The 19,430-nt window shown below is 69.7% G+C and carries 18 protein-coding genes; 6 read left to right on the forward strand and 12 right to left on the reverse strand.

From position 1 onward, the window contains the following. Nucleotides 1–76: 76 nt before the first annotated feature. The 7 genes from ACQP0P_RS28210 to ACQP0P_RS28240 all read right to left on the reverse strand — a co-directional run bounded on the left by ACQP0P_RS28210 (nucleotide 77) and on the right by ACQP0P_RS28240 (nucleotide 8,449). A complete protein-coding gene (locus ACQP0P_RS28210) occupies nucleotides 77–727 on the reverse strand; it encodes a PaaI family thioesterase (RefSeq protein ID WP_433359791.1) in 651 nt (216 codons plus the stop codon). Further along, nucleotides 724–1,908 carry a CaiB/BaiF CoA transferase family protein gene (locus ACQP0P_RS28215; RefSeq protein ID WP_433359794.1) on the reverse strand — a complete coding sequence of 395 codons (1,185 nt, stop codon included), beginning with the start codon at nucleotides 1,906–1,908 and terminating at the stop codon, nucleotides 724–726. The genes ACQP0P_RS28210 and ACQP0P_RS28215 overlap by 4 nt, the downstream gene beginning before the upstream one ends. After that, the gene (locus ACQP0P_RS28220) at nucleotides 1,905–3,449 is read right to left on the reverse strand and encodes an AMP-binding protein (protein WP_433359797.1); all 1,545 of its coding nucleotides are present in this window, start codon (nucleotides 3,447–3,449) and stop codon (nucleotides 1,905–1,907) included. Before ACQP0P_RS28220 ends, ACQP0P_RS28215 begins: the two co-directional genes overlap by 4 nt. Then, a complete protein-coding gene (locus tag ACQP0P_RS28225; RefSeq protein ID WP_433359800.1) occupies nucleotides 3,446–4,423 on the reverse strand; it encodes an acyl-CoA thioesterase in 978 nt (325 codons plus the stop codon). Before ACQP0P_RS28225 ends, ACQP0P_RS28220 begins: the two co-directional genes overlap by 4 nt. After that, nucleotides 4,420–5,505 (reverse strand): ABC transporter substrate-binding protein, encoded by a 1,086-nt coding sequence (locus tag ACQP0P_RS28230; protein ID WP_433359803.1) that lies wholly within the window; start codon nucleotides 5,503–5,505, stop codon nucleotides 4,420–4,422. Before ACQP0P_RS28230 ends, ACQP0P_RS28225 begins: the two co-directional genes overlap by 4 nt. A gap of 213 nt (nucleotides 5,506–5,718) precedes the next feature. Continuing rightward, on the reverse strand, nucleotides 5,719–6,906 hold the full coding sequence (locus ACQP0P_RS28235; RefSeq protein ID WP_433359806.1) for a cytochrome P450: 1,188 nt from the start codon (nucleotides 6,904–6,906) through the stop codon (nucleotides 5,719–5,721). A gap of 352 nt (nucleotides 6,907–7,258) precedes the next feature. After that, nucleotides 7,259–8,449, reverse strand: coding sequence for an alpha/beta hydrolase (locus tag ACQP0P_RS28240; RefSeq protein WP_433359809.1), 1,191 nt, complete (start codon nucleotides 8,447–8,449; stop codon nucleotides 7,259–7,261). Between the two features lie 162 nt (nucleotides 8,450–8,611). Between ACQP0P_RS28240 and ACQP0P_RS28245 the strand changes: the two genes are divergently transcribed. Next, nucleotides 8,612–9,061, forward strand: a complete 450-nt coding sequence (locus ACQP0P_RS28245; RefSeq protein WP_433359812.1) for an SRPBCC family protein — start codon at nucleotides 8,612–8,614, stop codon at nucleotides 9,059–9,061. Between the two features lie 30 nt (nucleotides 9,062–9,091). Continuing rightward, nucleotides 9,092–9,541 (forward strand): nuclear transport factor 2 family protein, encoded by a 450-nt coding sequence (locus ACQP0P_RS28250; protein WP_433359815.1) that lies wholly within the window; start codon nucleotides 9,092–9,094, stop codon nucleotides 9,539–9,541. A gap of 150 nt (nucleotides 9,542–9,691) precedes the next feature. Here the strand turns inward: ACQP0P_RS28250 and ACQP0P_RS28255 are convergent, their stop codons facing one another. Beyond that, nucleotides 9,692–10,339 carry an NAD(P)-dependent oxidoreductase gene (locus tag ACQP0P_RS28255; protein ID WP_433359818.1) on the reverse strand — a complete coding sequence of 216 codons (648 nt, stop codon included), beginning with the start codon at nucleotides 10,337–10,339 and terminating at the stop codon, nucleotides 9,692–9,694. Between the two features lie 34 nt (nucleotides 10,340–10,373). Continuing rightward, on the reverse strand, nucleotides 10,374–11,180 hold the full coding sequence (locus ACQP0P_RS28260) for an SDR family NAD(P)-dependent oxidoreductase (RefSeq protein WP_433359820.1): 807 nt from the start codon (nucleotides 11,178–11,180) through the stop codon (nucleotides 10,374–10,376). Between the two features lie 298 nt (nucleotides 11,181–11,478). Here ACQP0P_RS28260 and ACQP0P_RS28265 point away from each other — a divergent pair, with 298 nt between their 5' ends. Further along, complete coding sequence (locus tag ACQP0P_RS28265; protein WP_433359823.1) at nucleotides 11,479–12,579, forward strand: CaiB/BaiF CoA transferase family protein; 1,101 nt, start codon at nucleotides 11,479–11,481, stop codon at nucleotides 12,577–12,579. A 50-nt stretch (nucleotides 12,580–12,629) separates the two neighbouring features. Here ACQP0P_RS28265 and ACQP0P_RS28270 read toward each other — a convergent pair whose 3' ends face one another. The 3 genes from ACQP0P_RS28270 to ACQP0P_RS28280 form a co-directional block, all read right to left on the reverse strand. Further along, the gene (locus tag ACQP0P_RS28270) at nucleotides 12,630–13,823 is read right to left on the reverse strand and encodes a CaiB/BaiF CoA transferase family protein (RefSeq protein WP_433359826.1); all 1,194 of its coding nucleotides are present in this window, start codon (nucleotides 13,821–13,823) and stop codon (nucleotides 12,630–12,632) included. A 3-nt stretch (nucleotides 13,824–13,826) separates the two neighbouring features. Next, a complete protein-coding gene (locus ACQP0P_RS28275) occupies nucleotides 13,827–15,077 on the reverse strand; it encodes a cytochrome P450 (protein WP_433359829.1) in 1,251 nt (416 codons plus the stop codon). Nucleotides 15,078–15,209: 132 nt separating this feature from the next. Further along, nucleotides 15,210–15,656, reverse strand: a complete 447-nt coding sequence (locus ACQP0P_RS28280; RefSeq protein WP_433359832.1) for a TIGR03618 family F420-dependent PPOX class oxidoreductase — start codon at nucleotides 15,654–15,656, stop codon at nucleotides 15,210–15,212. A gap of 173 nt (nucleotides 15,657–15,829) precedes the next feature. Between ACQP0P_RS28280 and ACQP0P_RS28285 the strand changes: the two genes are divergently transcribed. From ACQP0P_RS28285 to ACQP0P_RS28295, 3 genes are all read left to right on the forward strand, one after another. Further along, the gene (locus tag ACQP0P_RS28285) at nucleotides 15,830–16,726 is read left to right on the forward strand and encodes an alpha/beta fold hydrolase (RefSeq protein WP_433359835.1); all 897 of its coding nucleotides are present in this window, start codon (nucleotides 15,830–15,832) and stop codon (nucleotides 16,724–16,726) included. A 112-nt stretch (nucleotides 16,727–16,838) separates the two neighbouring features. Next, nucleotides 16,839–18,377, forward strand: coding sequence for an AMP-binding protein (locus ACQP0P_RS28290; protein WP_433359838.1), 1,539 nt, complete (start codon nucleotides 16,839–16,841; stop codon nucleotides 18,375–18,377). Nucleotides 18,378–18,465: 88 nt separating this feature from the next. After that, nucleotides 18,466–19,239 carry an enoyl-CoA hydratase-related protein gene (locus ACQP0P_RS28295; protein WP_433359840.1) on the forward strand — a complete coding sequence of 258 codons (774 nt, stop codon included), beginning with the start codon at nucleotides 18,466–18,468 and terminating at the stop codon, nucleotides 19,237–19,239. Nucleotides 19,240–19,430 lie beyond the last annotated feature (191 nt).

A 19,430-nucleotide genomic window follows, 5' to 3' on the forward strand; every position in this document is an offset into this window, starting at 1 on the left:
CCTCCATGAGAAAGGGGGCCCGCCGACCTGATCAGGTCGGCGGGCCCCCTTTCTCATGTCCCTTTCCGGTGAGTGCTCATCCCGACATGTTCGCCAACTGCTCCGCGGTGAGCACGACGAGTATCCCCGTCGCCGTCGCGTGCAGCGTCTCTCCCACCCAGGCCGAGACCGTCACGGTGCGCTTACGCCCGTCAGCGCCGGTCAGCTCGGCCCGGAAGCACACCGGTGTGTCGAGCGGAACCGGCCGCCGGAACGTCACCTCCAGCTGCACCGTCGGCGCCGGAACCCGCTCGACGCGGCCCGTCATCAAGCCGATGAGGTCGTCGAAAACCGCGGCCAGCACGCCACCGTGGGCGTAACCGGGCATCCCCTCGAAGGTCACAGGTATCCGGGTACGCAACTCGATGGCGCCGCCACGGCGCCGGACGGTCGCGGCCAGGCCCGCAGGATGCGCCGCGCCGGTGACGAAGCACTGGTCGTAATGGTCAACCACGCCGCCGTCGGCGATCTCCGGGGCGTCCGGCTCGGTCACGATCTCGGCGAACGACCGACGCCGCGGCGCCCCGGCCGCGAGCTGCCCGGTGAGGCCGTCAAGCGTGGCGGCGAGCTCGTCGAGTGCCTCGTCATCGACGTCGTGACACAAGAAGCGTTCGGTCAACCGGCGCAGCGTCGCCGCGGCGCGGAGCCTGGAGGCGGAACCGGCCGGCCCCGGCGGCGCCGACGTCATCGGTTCCCCCTCTCGGTGTCCGGCGCCGCCCAGTCCGCGACGACGCCCTGTTCGAGCAGCCGGTCGAGGGGCGCGCCGGGGCTCCAGCTCGCCAGCACCTCGCGGGTGTGTTCCCCTGGCAGGGGGAACGCGCGGGTGCCGCCGTGAGGGTGCCGGCCGAACCGGGGCGCGGCGGCCGCGGACGGCGGCGCAGCGGCGCCGTCGGCGCGCAGGCTGCCCCGCTCGGCCAGGTGCGGGTGTGACGCCGCCTCCGCCATGCTCAACACCGGTGTCACACACGCGTCGGTACCGTCGAAGACCTTCTCCCAGTGCGCACGGTCGTGCTCGACGAACCGGCCGGCGATGCGCTCCCGCAACCCCGCCCACTCCAGGGGGTCGGACCGGTCCGCCTCGGCCGGGGACAGCCCGAGCAGCTCGGTGAAGATCGCGTAGAACCGGTCTTCGATGGCGCCGACCGCCATGTGACGCCCTTCCCTGGTCTCGTACACGGCGTACCAGGGCCTGCCAGAGTCGAGCAGGTTCGTGCCGCGCTCGTCGTGCCACTGGCCGGCGGCGGCCATCTCGTAGATCGGCAGCATCAGCGACGAGACGCCGTCGACGATCGCGGCGTCAACCACCTGCCCGTGACCGGTCCTGCCGGCCTCATGCAGCGCCGCCAGGATGCCGGTGAGAAGGAACATCGCGCCCCCGCCGAGATCACCGACCAGGCACAGGGGAATCGTCGGCGGCCCGCCGGCCGGGCCTATCGCGTGCAGGGCTCCGGTCAGGCCGATGTAGTTGACGTCGTGGCCGGCGACGCGCGCCCACGGTCCGCTCTGTCCCCACCCGGTCATCCGGCCGTACACCAGCGCGGGGTTGCGGACCAGGCACTGCTCGGGACCCACGCCGAGCCGCTCGGCGACCCCGGGGCGAAATCCCTCGATCAGGATCGCGGCCTCGGCAGCGAGATCGAGCACGAGCTTGGCTCCGGCCGGGGAACGCAGGTCAACCGCCACCGAACGCTTGCCCCTGCCCATTGACACCGGGGCGGCGTCAGGGCCGCCGACGTCGTCGATCCGCTCGATCCGGATCACGTCGGCGCCCATGTCGGCCAGTTGCAGCCCGGCGAACGGCCCTGGGCCGATACCGCCCAGCTCGATCACCCGCACACCGGCGAGCGGACCCACCCGCCCGCCGCTCATGCCAAGCCCTCGCCGGCCAGGAACCACTCGCGGATCCGAGCCCGCGAGATCTTGTCCGTGGCGCTGCGCGGCATCTCGTCGAGCACCAGCAGATGCGCCGGCAGCTTGAACCGGGCCAGCCGGCCCGCGCCGTAGGCGTGCACGTCGGCCAGGGTGACCTTCGCACCGTCCTCCGGCACCACCGCGAGCAGCCCGGTCTCGCCCCACCTGTCGTCCGGCACCCCGACCACGGCTATCTCCGCGATCCCCGGCATCCCCGCGAGCACGTTCTCCACCTCAGCCGGATAGACGTTCTCCCCGCCGGAGCGATACATCTCCTTCACCCGGCCGACGATGTAGAGGTGCCCGGCGGCGTCCAGCCGGGCGACGTCGCCGGTGCGGAACCAGTCCCCGTCGAAGAACTCCGAGCGGGGCTGCCGCCAGTAACCGGGGGTGACTCCGCCTCCGCGGATCCACAGTTCACCGGCTGCACCCGGCGCGACCTCGGCGCCGTCCGGGCCGGTCAGCCGGATGCGCGTGTGCGGCGCGACGGTGCCCGACGACCCGGCCTCGGCGACCGTGTCGTCGGGGCGGGACAGGATCGTGACGTTCGGTCCGATCTCGCTGGCCCCATAGGACAGTTGCACGTGCACCCCGCGCTCCCGGTAGGCCCGGTAGGTCTCCAGGGCGGAGGGCCCCCAACCTCCGTACAGAACGGTTTCGAGCGCCGGAAACCGGGCCGCGGCGAAAGCCGGCAGCCTGGTCAGCCACTCGTGCATCTGGAGCACGCCGCACAGGTGCGTGATCCGCAACTCGGGATCGGTGAGCAGGTCGAGCGTCGTCTCCGGGTCGAAGCGGCGGACGGTGGTCACCCGGCCGCCCCAATACAGCATCGGGTTGGTGAACACGTTGAGCCCACCGGCGTGGAACAGCGGCACGATGTTGAGGTGATGCCCGCCGCGCTCCGCCATCCGGCTGGTGTGCGCCAGGTTCTGCGCCTGGGTGACCAGCGTGCGGTTGGTGCACAGGACGCCCTTCGGACGACCCGTGGTGCCCGATGTGTAGAGCAACTGCGTCACGGCGCCGGGGTCGAGGTCGCCGCCGGCCACCCGTTCAGGTGTGCTCGCGATGACCTGTTCGTAGTCGGCGATCTCCTCGGGCGCATCCCAGCCCATCCGACGCGGAAGCGCCACCTGGGCGGCGAGTTCGTCGACGAGCCCGCTCCAGACACCGTCGTGCACCACCGCCGACGGCTCGGCGTCAACCAGCTGCTCGGCCAGTTCGGCGGCGGTCAGCCGCCAGTTCAGCGGCATCAGCACGGCGCCGATCCGCATGCAGGCGAACTGCGTCTCCAGGATCCTCGGGTCGTTCTCGGCGACCAGCACGACACGCGCACCGGATTCGACACCCCACTCGTGCCGCAGCACTCCCGCGAGCCTGGTGACCCGTTCGTCCAGCTCACCCCAGGTCACGGTCGCTCCGGTCTCGGCCAGTGCCAGCGCCACCGACTCCGGCCGGTGCCGGGCGTGGTGGGCGACCCAGTCGGTAAGTACCTCGCTCACGTCAACTCCTCTGGTTGGGCGGTGACGGACACCTCGGACAGCACCGGGCGCCTTGGTGTGTGCAGGATCGCGACCTCCTGCGCCACGGAGGCGACGAGTGTCCCCTCCGCGGTGAAGTAGTGGCCGAGGGACAGTCCCCGGCCCTCGGCCGCGACCGGCGAGGCGTGCTCGTGCAGGAGCCAGTCGTCGATCCGGAACGGCCGGTGAAACCAGATGGTGTGATCGAGGCTGCCGCCGCGGATCTCACCGCGGGTCAGCCGTTCCCACAGCAGCGGATCCGGCCCGTCCTCGTGCGGGTAGAGCACCGGCTCGAACATCGTGAGGTCGCTGGCGTAGGTGAGCAAGCAGGCATGCAGCAGGGAATCGTCGCCCACCCGGTCCGGGACACGCAGCCACATCCGGTTTCGCGGCTCCGGCGTCGCCCCGACCGACCAGGGCGCCCGGTCGACGTGACGCACGTCGATCGGCCACGGGGTCCGGGCGTTCTCGGGGACGGCCTCACCGAACGTGGCACGCAGGGATTCCGGTCTGGTCGGAAGGGTGTCGGGGGCCGGTATACGTGCCGGTGCCGGTGTCCGGCCGTGCTCGACACCAGCCGTGTCCCGCTGGAACGATGCCGTGACCAGCGCGATGAGCCCACCGGCCTGCGTCGTCCGTACCAATCGGGTCGCCGCCCGTCTGGTGTCACGGACCCGCTCGACGACCAGCGTCAGCTCGGCGGTGGGGTCACCGAGACGGAGGTAGCTGACGTGCACCGAGTGCACCCGCAGGTCCTCAGCCACGGTATGGCCGGCAGCGCGAAGCGCCTGCGCCGCGATCTGACCGCCGTAGAGCCTGTCGAAGCCGGCGATCGAATGGCCGCTCACGAACTCGTCGGCTCCTCGCCGCTCGATGACAAGCACCTCCTCGACCAGCCTGCGCAGCAGCAGCCCGGTCTCGCCGAGGTCCGGCCGGGGATCTCGCGAAAGGCTCACCGCGTTCCCTTCAGTCGGCTCAGGGGGTCGCCCACCACCGACGTGGCGACCAGCTTCCCTTCGGTCACCCGCCCGGAGACCGCCGTGAGATTGAACACCCGCGGATAGTCCGGGATCGGCGGGGTGACCCCGACCGTGCGGTAGCCGCCGGCCATCGGCAGTTCGATCGGGTCGGCGATGCCGTTCAGCGTGTCCAGCAGCCCCTTGGAGCTGAAGTCCCCCTCCATCCGGGCCACGACGGCACGGAACAGGTCGAAACCATTCCAGGTGTGCGCCCCGATCTCGTCGATCCGCACGTCCGCCTGAAGGGCGCGCATCCGTGTCACGAAGTCGGCGACGCCGCTGATATCGGTGCTGGTCGGCAGACTCACCGTACTGACGGCGAGGAGTCCCTCGGCGAAGTCGCCCAGCGCCGCGATGTTGGTGTCGTTGAGACCGGAGGCCTGGGTGGCGATCGGGCCGGTGTATCCGGCCTGACGCAACGCCTTCACGACCTGTGGCACGGCCAGGCTGCTGACGGCGAGGCCCACGCCGTCGGTTCCGTTGTCGACGATGGTCTGCGCCTGCGCCGAGTAGTCGGGCTGGCCCAGCGGTACGGTCACCGTCTGCACGGAGATTCCGACCCGCTTGAAACCGTCGGTCAGGACGGCGGCCGCGGTCTGTGAGGAGTCGGTGTCGCCGGCCAGGACAACCGGCTTGGTCGCTCCGGCCTCGTGCAGTGTCGCGGCCATCCCCAGGTACAGGCCGGGTACGCCGCCATCCGCCGGGAAGGAGATCGGGTTGACCAGTTCCGAGACGATCAGTCCCTGTCCCCCGACATAGGGGATCCCGGCCTCCTGCAGGTTCTCCAGACCGGCACCGAAAAAGCTCAGCGCGCCGACGACGGCGTCGAGACCGTCGTCGACCGCCTGGCGGAAGCAGGCCGCCTCCTCGTTCGGATCCAGCTTGCTGTCACACATCCGCAGTTCGACCTGCCGCCCGCCTATGCCGCCGGCGGCGTTGATGGCGTCGACCTGCGCCCGGGCCGCCACCGCGACCTGCGGAACGGAGAAGGCCGCGTTCTGCTCGACGGTGATGGTCATGATCCGGACCGGGTTCGTGTTCCGCTCCGGGGCCGAGGACCCACCGCATGCGGTCAGCCCTGCCGCGGTGACCGCCACCAGGAGCGACATCACCGACCAACGGCTGCATTTCTTCACTGGGAATCTCTCCGGCTCGTCGTCGACATGGTGCGAAGGGGTCGGGGTCACCAGGCGAGACGGGTGGAAGGCGTGTCACCACGGCCCGCCGCCGGTTCAGCCCTCGGTCGGGGTGAACCTGACCGGCAGCGAGCGCAACCCGTGCTGGTTGGTTCCGCCGCCCCAGCGCGGCTCGCCGTCCAGTTCGACGTCGGGCAGGTGGTCGAGCACATACTCCAGAGCCAGCCGCAACTCCAGCTTCGCCAGCGGCTCGCCGATGCAACGGTGCCGGCCGATGCCGAAGGCGAGATGCCGGCTCAGACCGGATCTGTCGATGTCGAACCGGTCCGGCTCGGCGAACTTCTCCGGATCGCGGTTCGCCGCGCCGTAGACGAGCATCACCTTCTCTCCGGGGCACAGGCTCGCGTCGCGGACCTCGGTCGGCTTCGCCACGGTCCTGGCCATGTTCCACACCGGCGGGTGCAGCCGCAGCGTCTCGTCGATCACCGCTCCGATCAACGACCGGTCGGCGAGCACCCGATCTCGCAGGCCCGGCTCGGTGATCAGCCGATAGATCATCGTGCCTATCCCGTTGACCGTGGTCTCGTGGCCGGCGACCACCATCAACTGGACGAGCCCGAGCATCTCCGAGGCCGGCACCGGCTCGTCGTCGATCGTGGCGTTGACGTACTGGCCGAGCAGGTCGCCCACGGGCTTGCCCCGCCGGGCGTCGATCTCCTCCTCCAGGAACGCCTCCAACTCCTGGGCTCGCTGCCTGGCCAGCACGGGCTGGCCCGTGGCGGCGAGGAAGTTCTCCGCGAGCTCCCGGATCCGCCGCCAGTCCGAGTCGATGCCAAGGACCAGGCAGATCGCCAGTACCGGGACAGGATGGGCGATATCGGAGATCAGGTCGGCGCGGCCCCGAGGCAGGACCGGCTTGAAGGCCGCCCGGACGATCTCCTCCAGCCCCGGTCGCCATTCCTGCAGGGCCCTGTCGGTGAAGTTCGGTAGCACCAGCTTGCGCAGCTTGGTGTGCCTTGGCGGATCCAGCTCCGCCGGAATCACCGGCATGCTCGCCCCGGTCGGCGGGATCATGATGCCCTGGGTCACCGTGTAGGTCTCCCAGTCGCTGGAGGCCTCGACGACGTCGTCGTACTTGCTCAGGGCCCAGAACCCGCCCGATGACGGGCTCCAGGCGACCGGGCACCGACTCTGCATCTCCCCGAGCGTCTCCGGGAGTCTCTGCAGCAGTTCGGGATCGGTGTTGTCGAGATCGAAGATCGGACGTTCGCCGGGCTTGGTCATGTCATCTCCTGGAGGATCTACGCGCAACCTGAGGGATTCGTCCGAGACAGGACATCTAGGGGATTCATCCAGGGCAGCAGTGGTGCGCTGGACTCTGACCGAAGATTATCAAACGTTGTTTGAAATCACTAGGAGGTGATCGACTTAAATCGATTACTGTTTGGTTGATTGGCAACGGCCGGAGTACGCAGCCGTCCCGTCACCGCGAGCACAGCCGTCCGCCGCTTGCCGCCCGGCCCTTGCGTCCAGCCCCCGGCCCCCTCCAAGCGGAGCCGCCGGGCGATTCCGCGCGCCGGCGCGCCGCCGTCCCCTCCCCCTACGGCCGTGGCGACTCACGCGCCGACGCCCACCGTCAGAAGTCGTGCCGGCACATCCAATCCCGGACGATGACCGATGCCGCGTCCAGGTGGGACAGCTGGTCGCGCTTGCCGCTGAAGTAGTGGTTCGCCCCGATGATCTCGTGAAACTCCCTGTCGCCATCGGGCAGGGCGGCGAAGAAGTCCCGCTGGTGCGCGGCGGGGACGGCGTCGTCGGCGCTGTTGGCCACCACCAGCGTGGGCACCGTGATCCGTGGGGCGGCGTCGACTGCGTCGACCTGCGCGTACTCAAGGCTCCACTGAGACAGCCAGCCCCGAGTGGTGCAGAACCGGGCCAGCCCTGCCGGACCGTCGTTCGCCACCTGCGGGTCACCCAGGTACGACCAGCCGGGTCGGCGGTCGTTCGGATCTATGGCCGGGTCCACCCAGCGCGGGTCGGCCATCGTGCCGTGCACGACGAAGCAGCTCTCGTCGTGGCCACGCCCGGAGCGACGCATCCCGTCCAGCTCCGTCAGCGCGCGCTCGGTGATCCGCGCGTTGCGCTCGCGCTGCGCGGCCCGGTAGCGGGCGACGTACTCTGCCGAGTAGGGCGCTTTGTTCGGGTTCTCCGGGTCGTAGAGGTTGAGCTCCGGGTCCCGGTCCTTCGGCCGGTCCTCGTCGGTGATCGAGGGGTCGAGGAAGTCGGTGAGCAGGTGGTGCCGGCTACGGTGCGCGGCCATCAGCATCAGCCCGTCGGCTGGGATCAGCTCGGTGTCCGCCAGCGGGGTCGGCTCGCCGGCGGCCGTCTTCGTGATCGTTCGCTGCTCCGCCTCCGCCTGGTAACCGGCCATCAGCGAGCCGCCTCCGCTCCACCCGGCGAGGACGACACGCCGGTAGCCCAGCCGCTCCTTCGCGTCGCGCACGCACGCCGCGAGGTCGAGCAGCGCGTTCTCCATCTGCAGACTCGCGTCCCCGGTGGTGTAGCGGGTCCCGCACGCGACGACGTGGAACCCACTCCGCGCGAGTTGCGAGAACGCCGGCAGGTAACCGGGCGAGCCGATGGGGTGCATCGCCACGATCGCGGTGTCTGACGGCTCCTCACCTCGCAGCAGTTGTGCCTGCCGTACCACCGAGTCGTCGATCGATCCGTACACGTCCTTGCGCTGATGCTGCTCGGTGGAGACGACCAGGTAGGGGGTACGCGTGTACCGGACTCGGACGACGTCGGCGCTGGTGTGAGTGCTCATGATTGCTTCCTCGGATATCGGGGGCCACCGGCGCGGGCCGGTGCGAGGCCTGTCGCCGAGCCAGGCTATACCGTTCACTGATTGGTTTCCAGGCAGGACTGGTGCGCGACCGTGCCGTACGACAGTATTCAAACAACGTTTGACAGATTCAGGAGTGACCGCATGAGCCTCGCGTACGTGAGCACAACGATCGACGCCCCCATCGAGACCGTGTGGTCGGTGGTACGGGACTTCCACGGCATGCCGTCCTGGGTCGGACGCATCCGTGAGTCCGTCGCCGAGGACGGCCACGGCCCCGCCGCCGTCGGCTCCGTCCGCCGACTCACCCTTGAACCTGACGGCCGCCAGGTCCAGGAGCGCCTCGTGAGTTACGACGCCCCCGGGCACCGCTACTCCTACGAGTTCGCCGGCGAGAACCCGTTTCCCGTGCGGTTCTACCGCGGGACGGTTCATCTGCTACCGATCACCGAGTTCACCGGCACCTTCGTCGAGTGGTACGGCGAGTTCGACGCCGATGCCGCGCTCGTCGAGAGCCTGTGCACCAGGTTCACCGGCCTGTATCGCGAGTTCCTCGGCGACCTGCGCGCACACCTGGACCCGGCCCCCCACTGATCCTCACCCCCTCTGACCAGGGAGAACCACATGTCCCTTGCCCCGCGGGAACGCGCCGAGATCGATGACCTGCTCGCCCGCTACGGATTCGCGCTCGACCTGCGCGACTGGGCCGGACTGCGTTCGGTCTTCGCCTCCGACGCGGTGATCGACTACGCCGGCACCCGCCGGCACACCGGCACCGAGGCGATCGTCGAGTTCTTCCGTGCCTCGGCCGGCTCGGTGGCCGCCACCCAGCACCTGATGCACACGTCGTGGGTATGGTCCACCGGTGCCCACACCGCGGAGGGCCTCACCCACGTCACCGCTCATCACATCGCCGCCGGGGTCGCGACACCGGCCGCCGCAGAGTCGACGTACACCGTCACCGGCACATACACCGACCGCTTCCAGCGCACCGACGACGGCTGGCGGATCGGCTACCGGCGGCTGCGGCTGCTCACCCGGGCCGGCGACCCGGGCATCCTCACGTTGCACTGACGGTGAGGACGCGGGTGAGCGCCTCCCGGCGAGGGCCGGCCATGCCCTGAGTGACCGTGGTGTCTCCTCAGGGTCCGCCCTGGTCCAGGCCGGGAGGTTGTTCACCAGCGCGCACACCCGGCCGTCCGTGGGAACGGCCGGGACCGGTTCTCAGTATCCGACAGTGAACCGGCGCCGCGGATGTCGCGGACTCTCCACCTCGTCGACGACGGCCACCGCGAGGTCCGCCGCGGAGATCCGCGAGTCGCCCCGGTCGTCGGTGATCAGAGTGTCGTCGGCGACGCGATAGGAACCGGTGCGCGGGCCGTCGACCTCGATCGACATCGGCGGCGAGACCACCGTCCAGACCAGTTCCGGCGGCGCGTCGTCGATCAGCCCATGCAGTGCCTCCCGGAAACCGAGTGACTCGGGCCTCGCCGCCGCCGGGAACCCCGCCGTATCGACCAGGTCCTCGCCCGTGGCGGTCCGCAGGCTCCCCGCCCCGCCCAGCGCGACCAGTCGCGCACCGATCGCCGCCGACACCCGCGCGACCCCCCGGATCAGTTCCACCGGGATTCGGCCACGCTGGGCCGCGTCCCTGAGCGCGACCGAACACACGACGACCTGAGCTCCCGCCAACGCGTCGGTGAGGAAGGCGTCGTCGAACACGTCGCCCGGCCGGTGGCGGAAGGCCGCGGTCTCGGCCGGCAGCCGGGTCGCGTCCCGTACCACGGCCGTCACGTCGTGGCCGCGAGCGAGTAACTCCTCCCTGACCGGTGCTCCGACCTTGCCCGTCGCACCCAGCAGCACCACTTTCATGAGTCTCCCTCCGTCGGGCCCTCGTGTCCGGAGGTCATTCCTCGCCCCTGCTCCCGGGCGGCGAGAGCGCCGCGGTGTGCGCGATGAGGCCGCCGTCCACGCACAGCACCTGACCGGTGATGAACGCGGCCTCGTCGGAGGCGAGGAACACCACGGTGTGCGCGATGTCGGCCGGGCTGCCCAGCGACGGTGTCAGGTGGGCGGCCTCCAGCGCCCTGAGTTGCACCGCCGGGATCGAGGCGGTGGCCTCGGTCGCGACGATGCCGGGCGCGATCGCGTTGCAGCGCACCCCGCCCTTGCCGTATCCGGTGGCGACCACCCTGGTCAGAGCGTCGAGTCCACCCTTGGACACCGAGTAGGCGGTGCGGTGCGCACTGCCGGTGAGTGCCTTCACCGAGGAGGTCAGCACGATCGACCCGCCACCGGCCGCCAGCATGCCCGGCAGGACGTGTTTGCACGCCAGCACCCCGCCGCGCAGGTTCACCGCGAGAACCCGGTCGAGGACCGCCATCTCGAGGTCGATGACCCCGAGGTCGGCGGCGTACGCCTCGGGGGAGGTTAGCGCGGCGTTGCCGTGCAGCACGGTCACCGGCCCGAACTCGGCCTCTACCGCCGAGACCGCGCCGATCCAGTCCGCCTCGGCGGAGACATCCAGTCGTAGCCCGAGCGCCCGCCCACCGGCCTCGACGATGCCGGTCGCGACCGCGTGGGCCGCCTCGGCGTCGATGTCGGTGACGGCGACCGCGGCTCCCTCGGCGGCGAGCGCGCCGGCACTCGCCGCACCGATCCCGGATCCGGCGCCGGTCACCAGCGCCACCCGTCCGTCCAGTCGTCCGCCCATGGTTCTCCCTCGTCACAGTCACAGATCGGCGCGCGACGGGATCCGCCCGCCCTGCCCGATAAAACTAATTGTGTTTGAATCATGCCATCGAACCGGACCCTATAACCAATTAATGGTAGATTAATGTCATGGAGTCCGGCTCACCCCTCACATGTCGGCCGACCTCGATCCGAACCAAACCTCGCTGGATATTTGTCGAGCGGGAGAACTCTCTACTGGGGCCATGGTGACCACGTCAACGCCCGATCAAGGTATTGAACCCGCACGCGGACCGTTGCACGGGATCCGCGTGCTCGACATGAGCGCGCTGGGGCCCGGGCCGTTCTGCTCGATGCTGCTGGCCGACTTCGGCGCCGAGGTAATCGCCGTCGAGCGGCCCGACCCACCGCCCTTCGACCCCTCGACGTTCTTCGCCAGGGGCAAGCGGTCGGCCGTGGTCGACCTGCGCGCGCCGCGGGGCAGCGAGGTCATCGCGCGGTTGGCCGACCATGCCGACGTGCTCCTGGAGAGCAACCGACCGGGCACGATGGAACGCCACGGACTCGGCCCCGACGTGCTGTGCGCCCGCAACCCGCGGCTGGTGTACACCAGGCTCACCGGCTGGGGACAGGACGGGCCGTACCGCGATCGGGCCGGCCACGACATCAACTACATCGGCGTGTCCGGTGCCCTCGGCGTCATCGGCGCCCCCGACGGGGCACCTGTCCCCCCGCTTGCCCTCGTCGGGGATATCGCGGGCGGATCGATGTTCGCCGCGCTCGGCATCATGCTGGCCCTGTTCGCGCGTGCCGCGACCGGGCGCGGGCAGGTCGTCGACACAGCCATCGTCGACGGTTCCGCCCTGCTCAACACCCCGCAGCTAGGTGAGTGGAACGCCGGGATGTGGAACGGCAGGGGACAGCACATTCTGGCCGGTGCGGCCCCGTTCTACGGCGTCTACCCGTGCGCCGACGGCGGTTACTTCACGGTGGGCGCGATCGAGCCGAAGTTCTACGCCCGGTTCCTCGACGTGCTGGGGCTCGACGACGTGGCGCGGGACCGTCAGCTGGACCTGTCGACCTGGGCCGGGCTGCGGGCGCGGGTGGCCGAGGCCTTCCGGTCCAGACCACGCGCGCACTGGACCGAGGTGTTCGCGGACATCGACGGCTGCGGCACGCCGATGCTCGACCTGGACGAGCTGGCCACCGACCCACACCTGCGGGAGCGGGGCACCGTCGTCCTCGACGAGCACGGGCTGGCGGCCGCCCCGGCCCCCCGGCTGTCGCGCAGTCCCGGCAGCCGCGGCGCGCCTCCGGCCGGTCGCGGTGCCGACACCCGGGCGGTGCTGCTCGACGCCGGCTTCGCCCCCGACGAGGTCCATGAGCTCGCCGCCGAGGGAACCGTCGTACTCGCGAACTGAAGAGGGTGGGCTCCGGCGCTCACCGGAGTCCACCCTCTTGGCCACTCGGCTCAGACGACCTCGTAGCTACGCGGCTCGGCCGTACCGAGCAGCGGGCCGAGGATCTCAGCGTTGTGCTCACCGAGCAGTGGTGCGCCGCGGGTCAGTACACCCGGGGTCATCCCGAGCTTGGGAACCACGCCGGGCATCGGAACCGTCTCCCCACCGAGGCCGGGCTCGGGCACGTTAACGATCATGGCACGGGCCGCGTAGTGCGGGTCACCCGCGATATCCCTGGCGGTGTAGATCCGTCCGGACGGCACACCCGCCTCTGCCAGCAGCCTGAGCAACTCATCGGCACCGTGGTCTCGGGTCCACACCCCGATCGTCTCGTCGAGCTCCTGCTGCGCGGCCCCGCGCAGCTCGTGGGTGCGGTACGGCGACTCCTCGGCCAGCCAGTCGTCACGGCCCATGACCCCGGCCAGCCGACGAAACACCGAGTCCTGGTTCGCACCGATGATCAGCCATTCACCGTCGCGGGTCGGATAGACACTCGACGGCGCGATCCCCGGCAACAGCGGGCCGGTGGGCCGGCGGACCCGGTCCAGCTTGTCGAGTTCCGCGACGATCGACTCCATGTACATCCACATGGCCTCATACAGCGCGACGTCGATGACCTGGCCGCGCCCTGTGCCGCCCGGCCGGTCCCGGGACCAGAGCGCCATCAGCGCCCCGACCAGCCCTTGGGTTCCACCGAGCGCGTCGCCGATCGAGATCCCGACCCGCACCGGTGGCCGGTCCGGCTCCCCGGACAGGTGCCGGAACCCGCTCATCGCCTCGGCCACCGAGCCGAAACCGGCCCGGTCGCGGTAGGGGCCGGTCTGCCCGAATCCAGTGATCCTGACCATAACCAGACCCGGGTTGATCTCGGCGAGGTCGTCCGGCCCCAGGTTCCAGCGCTCCATCGTGCCCGGCCGGAAGTTCTCCACGACGACGTCGGCCGTGGCGGCCAGCTCACGGAAGATCCGCTGTCCGGAGGCGTGCCGCAGATCCAGGGTGACCGACTTCTTGCCCCTGCCGATGATCGACCAGTAGAGCCCGACCCCCTTGTACAGACCGCCCCAGCCCCGCATCGGATCCCCGACGCCGGGCGGCTCGATCTTGATGACCTCGGCACCGTGGTCGGCAAAGAGATGACCGCAGAACGGGCCGCCGATGATGTGCCCAACCTCAAGGACGCGCAGGCCCTCCAGTGCTCCCGCCATGGCTCAGTTCACCTCCGCCGGCTCAAGCCGGATCGGCAGCTGCTCGTCGAAACCGGTGAGCACCCGCGCCCCGGGGGTGAACCGCGCGGGCATCGAGATGTAGCCGTTCACCAGCGGAATCGTCGGATAGGAGGTGACCTGTGCCGCGCTGATCGTGTAGTCCGGCATCCGGCGCAGCACCTCCTCCAGCAGCACGATCATCTCGGCGGGCGCCAGGAAGGCACCAAGGCACCGGTGGACACCGTAGCCGAACGCGAGGTGCCTGCCGTTGTTCTCACGGTGGAACCGGATCTCGTCGGGCTCGGGGAACATCCCCGGGTCGTTGTTCGCCGACCCGAGGGCCAGCAGGACCCGGTCACCGGGTCGCAGCTCGACGCCGCCCAGTTCCACTGGCGCCAGCACCGTGCGCGCGACACCGGTTCCCGGAGTGAAGTAGCGCAGCATCTCGTCGACCGCTCCCGGGATCAGACTCGGGTCGGCGGCCAGTTCCGTGCGTCGTTCCGGGTGCTCACCCAGGTAGCCGAACATGCCGGCGATGAGCGCCGTCGAGGTGTCTATCCCGCCGTTGAGCAGCATGAACAGCATCTCGGTCACGGTCTCCTCGTCCAGCGGCGCACCGTTGACCTCCTCGGTGAGCAGCCGATCGACGATGTCACCGCGAGTACCGGCGCTGCTTCGCCGCCGCTCGACGACCCCACGCAGGTCGGCCAGCAGTTCCCCGACCGCGCGTGCCGACCCCTTCTCCCGGTAGGCGGCCTTGTGCAGCGCGGTCGCGTACAGCTGCCACTTGTCCAGCGGCAGCCCGAAGTAGTCCAGTGACACCAGCGCCGGCAACGGGTTGGCCAGATCGTCGACGAAGTCGATCCGGCCAGACTCGATCACCCGGTCGACCGTCCAGGAGACGATCTCGACCAACCTCGGACGGTACTCCCTGATCGCCTTCGCCGAGAACCGCGGGGCGAGCACCCGCCGGAAGGCCTGCGAATCCGGCGGATCCATCTCCATCATGCCCATCCGGACGGGGTTCACCGGCACCGTCACACCACCGGTGACGTGCCCGTCGAACTCAAGGTCCCGGCCGCAGGCGAAGGTCTGCGGGTCCTGCAGCACCCGCTTGACGTCGTCGTACCGGGTGACCACGGAGAAGCCTCCGTGCTTCGCACTGTGCGCGACCGGGCAGGTCCGGCGCAGCTCCGCGTAGGTCTCCCGCCAGTGCTGGGCGAAGTGCTCTGAGTGATGATCGAACTGTTCCACGGCGACTCCCGGATCGAGCGGCTGGGCATGGTCGGCACCGGCGCGCGCACGGGGAGAGCCCGCACCGAGCCGCGCTGGCGCCGACAATATCTAACGTCGTTTGGTAAAACAAACCGCCGTCCCCCCGGACTGCTACCGGAGTTTGCGGTGGTCCCAGCTACGCATCCGCTCGACACGGAGCCGCAGTCCGATCCGCTTGGCCGCCTGCGCCCGCAACCCGGTCTCGTCTCCGGGCACCACGGCAAGGTTGCGCAGTCGCAGCACCTGGCCGAGCGCGAGCACCTCGGCCGGATCCCGGACGATCTCCGCGGCGCAGTCCAGGCTCACCCCGCGCAGTTCCGTGTAATCCTCCCCCGCCTCCGCCAGCACTCCCACCCGTGGATCCCGCTCGACGTTGCGCGCCTTCTGGCTCGACCCGTAGGTCCACATCAGCAGGTCCCACCCATCGCGGGCGAACCACATGGACGCCAGGTGCGGCCGCCCGCCCGGCCCAAGGGTCGCGAGCGTGACGGTGTGGTGCGCGTCCAGGAACGTACCCGCCTCGGCCTCCGTCATCGACACCCCGCGGTCTGTGACCATCCCCGCCTCCTTCGAATGCCCGAGGTCTTTCCCCTCGAGCGATCCGACATTAACCTAACGGCAAATGGTTATCCAGGCCGGCCCGCCACCAGACGACGTACGGCAATCCACGGCCGGTCCGTTATGACCCGTTCCAATCTGGTCTGACCCGTCCCGATTGAGGAGCAACCGCGATGCCACGAACGACCACCGGCCAGCGTGAGGCCGGTATCCCTCCCGATCGCCCCCGGCCCTTCGCGGTGCGGCGCGGCCCCGTCATCATCAGAGGCGACGTCCTGCCCCCGCCCCCGGGGACACCCAGCGTGCTCCTGATCCCCGGCGGTGGTCAGACCCGCGCCTCGTGGGGACGGACCGCACACTCGCTTGCCACCTCGGGCCTCGGCGCGCTCACCGTCGACCTGCGCGGACACGGTGACAGCGACCAGGCCCCGGACGCCGACTACGGCATCGACACCCTGGTCGGTGACCTGCTGGCGGTCTGCGCCGCCCTGAAGGAGCCGCCGGTCGTCGTCGGCGCCTCGCTCGGCGGGCTCATCGCCCTGCTCGCCGTGGGTGAGCACCCCGGCTGCGCGCGCGCTCTGGTTATGGTCGACATCGCCATCGACATCCAGCCCTCCGGAGTGGAACGGGTCCGGACGTTCATGACAGACGGCCGATCGGGCTTCGACACCCTCGACGAGTTCGCCCACGCCGTCTCGCGATACACCGGCACGCCCCCGGCACCGGCGGAGCGGATGCGCCGCCACACCCGCCGAGGTACAGACGGCCGCTGGTACTGGCACTGGGATCCAACGTTCATCGACAACATGCCGGACTTTCTCGGCTCCCGCGACCGCCTGATCGCCGCCGCCCGCGCGGTGACTGTACCGGCCCTGCTGGTCCGCGGCCAGCGGTCCGATGTGGTGAGCGCGGATGATCTGGCCGCGCTGGGCGCGTTGCTGCCGCACGCGGAGCGGCTCGACGTCACCGGCGTCGGGCACATGGTCACCAGCGACGACAACGGCGTCTTCACGGATGGCCTAGCCACTTTCGTTCGATCGCTAGAACCGAAACCCAATATGTCGGATTAATCCGATACGCCGAGACCCTTGACGGCGCGCGCCCGCATGGCGATATTTATCGAACCTCGTTTGATAAAACGGCGCAGACGAGAAGCACCACAGGAACGATCGGAGTAGAGAGATGGGATCTGTGGCTCACGACTGGGTCGCTCACCATGCTGCCCACCGACCTGAGGCGATGGCCCTCGGCTGTGCCGAGGATGGCCGCGTCATCACCTGGCATGAACTCGACCATCGGGTCGGCCACCTCTCCGGAGTCCTTCGGGAGCTGGGTGTCGGCAAGGGCAGCCGGATCGCGCTGGTGTCGGAGAACGACCCTCGCGTGTTCGAGGTCCAGTTCGCCGCAATGCGCCTCGGCGCTCTCTTCGTGCCGTTGAACTGGCGGCTCACGGTGCACGAGATGGCCGAGATCTGCCTGGACGCAGAACCCTCGGTGATCGTCCACGACGGCACCTGGGCGCAGGCCGCGGCCGAGGTCGCCGAGAAGTCCGGCATCGGGCGGCGGCTCGCCTGGGGTGCGAACGTCCCGGCCGGGGTCATCGACTACGAGGCCGCCCTGACCTCTGCCGAGTACGCCGCCCCACGCTCGGACCTCACCCTCGACGACCCGACCCACATCCTGTACACGTCGGGGACGACCGGCAAGCCGAAGGGCGCGCTCTCGACCCACGGCACCCTGCTGTGGCAGGCCCTGAACATCGCGCACACGACCGGCGTCTCCGAGCGGGGCTGCCACCAGCTCAACCCGATGCCACTGTTCCACGCCGGCGGGCTGAACGTGATGGCCAACCCCGTCTTCTACTTCGGCGGCGCCGTCACGACGATGACCCGCTTCGTGCCCGATCTCGTCCTGTCGTACCTCTCGGGCGCGACCCCGCCAATCACTCATTTCGCCGCCATCCCTCTGATGTACCAGCAAATCGCCGCGCAGCCGGGGTTCCCCGAGGCCGACCTCTCCCATGCCAGGCATTTCGTCGTCGCCGGGGCTATCGCCACGCCGGACCTGCTGCATCTGTGGGCCGACCGCGGCATCCCGTTGCAGCCCCAGTACGGGGGCACCGAGATGGGCCCGATGGCCACCGCGCTGGACGGCCAGGCCGCCACGCTGGACAAGGCGAAGCAGGGATCCACCGGACGCAGGGCTTTCCACACCGACATCCGGCTGGTCGACGCGGAGGGCAACGACGTCGCGGACGGCGAGACCGGCGAGATCTGGCTGCGGGGTCCCAGCGTCACCGTCGGGTACTGGCGCAAGGACAGGTCCAGCTTCTTCACCGGCGACTGGTTCCGCACCGGCGACGCTGCGCGCCGGGACAGCGACGGGTTTTACTACCTGGCGGGACGGACCAAGGAGATGTACAAATCCGGCGGTGAGAACGTCTATCCCGCCGAGGTCGAGAACGTGCTGTCGCTGCATCCGGCGGTCGCCGACATCACCGTCGTGGGCATCCCCGATGCCCAGTGGACCGAGGTCGGCGCGGCCGTCGTGGTGCCCGTCGAGGGCCGGACGCTCACCCTTGAGGAGCTGCACGAGTTCGCCGGGGACAGGCTCGCCCGGTTCAAGCTTCCCAAGAAGCTGGTGCTCGTCGACGAACTGCCGCGCAACGTCACCGGCAAGGTCTCCCGGGCCGTCCTTCGGGAGCGCTACAGCCATCCCTGAGCCATCCGACCCCGCGCGATCCGTGGCCCCCGGGCCACGGATCCGTACCTTCGTCCTCTCGGCACCTCGGCGTCCAGGAAGGAACCTCATGATACGTGAGCACGTGCACGGGAACGGTGTGGCCGAACTCGTCGTCGACAACCCGCCAGTCAACGCCTACAACCGCGCCGACATCAGCATGCTGGTCGACCATCTGCGGGGATACGCGGGCGACGAGGAGGTCCGCGCCGTGGTGTTGCGCGGCGAGGGGCGGGGGTTCTGCGGCGGCGGCGATGTCAAGGAGGTCCAGAACCTCCCCGGTTTCGAGGGCATCCTGGGCCAGACCCGGGGTTCGCTGGAGCTGACGCTGGCCATCGCTGAATGCCCGGTTCCCGTCATCGGCGCGATCCACGGCTACTGCATCGGCCTCGGGGTTCTCGTCGCCGGAGTCTGTGACATCCTGCTCGCCGCCCCGGCCACCCCCTTCGTCCTCGCCGAGGCGGACAACGGGGCCACCAGCGGCATCGTCCAGGCCATCGGGCTGATGCCGGAGAAACGGCTGCGGGCGGCCATGTTCACCTGCGAACCCGTCGACGCATCGGAGTTGCACGCCTTTGGCAGCGTGCTGCGACTGGTCCCCGCGGACGAGCTTCCGGCCGCCGCGCACGCCCTGGCGAGCACTATCGCGGCGAAACGCACGAACGTGATCCGCGGCCTGAAGGCCGCCATGGCCGGCAGCATCGGCCGTGACATCCGGGGCGCCTACCGCCAGGAACTCAGCTACACCTTTGAGCTGAACATCTCCGGGGAGGCGCGGGAAGCCCGCAGCGATTTCGTCGAGGGCCGCCGAACCGGGTACCGGACCGGCCAGGTGTCCTCCTGAACAGCTCGGAGAGCGGCGGCGGACATCGGCGCGGCGACCGCCGCACCGCCGTCCAACCTCGCTTGTGAACACCTTGACCCCATTATCTAATGTCGTTAGTTTATGATGACCCCCTCACTCACCGCAGGAGTCGCATCGATGACCGCTGACGCCCACATCCTCCGCGGCCCGACACCCCACAACCGGCTCAC

It is taken from the genome of Streptosporangium sp. CA-115845 (assembly GCF_050943795.1).
Classification (GTDB): domain Bacteria; phylum Actinomycetota; class Actinomycetes; order Streptosporangiales; family Streptosporangiaceae; genus Streptosporangium.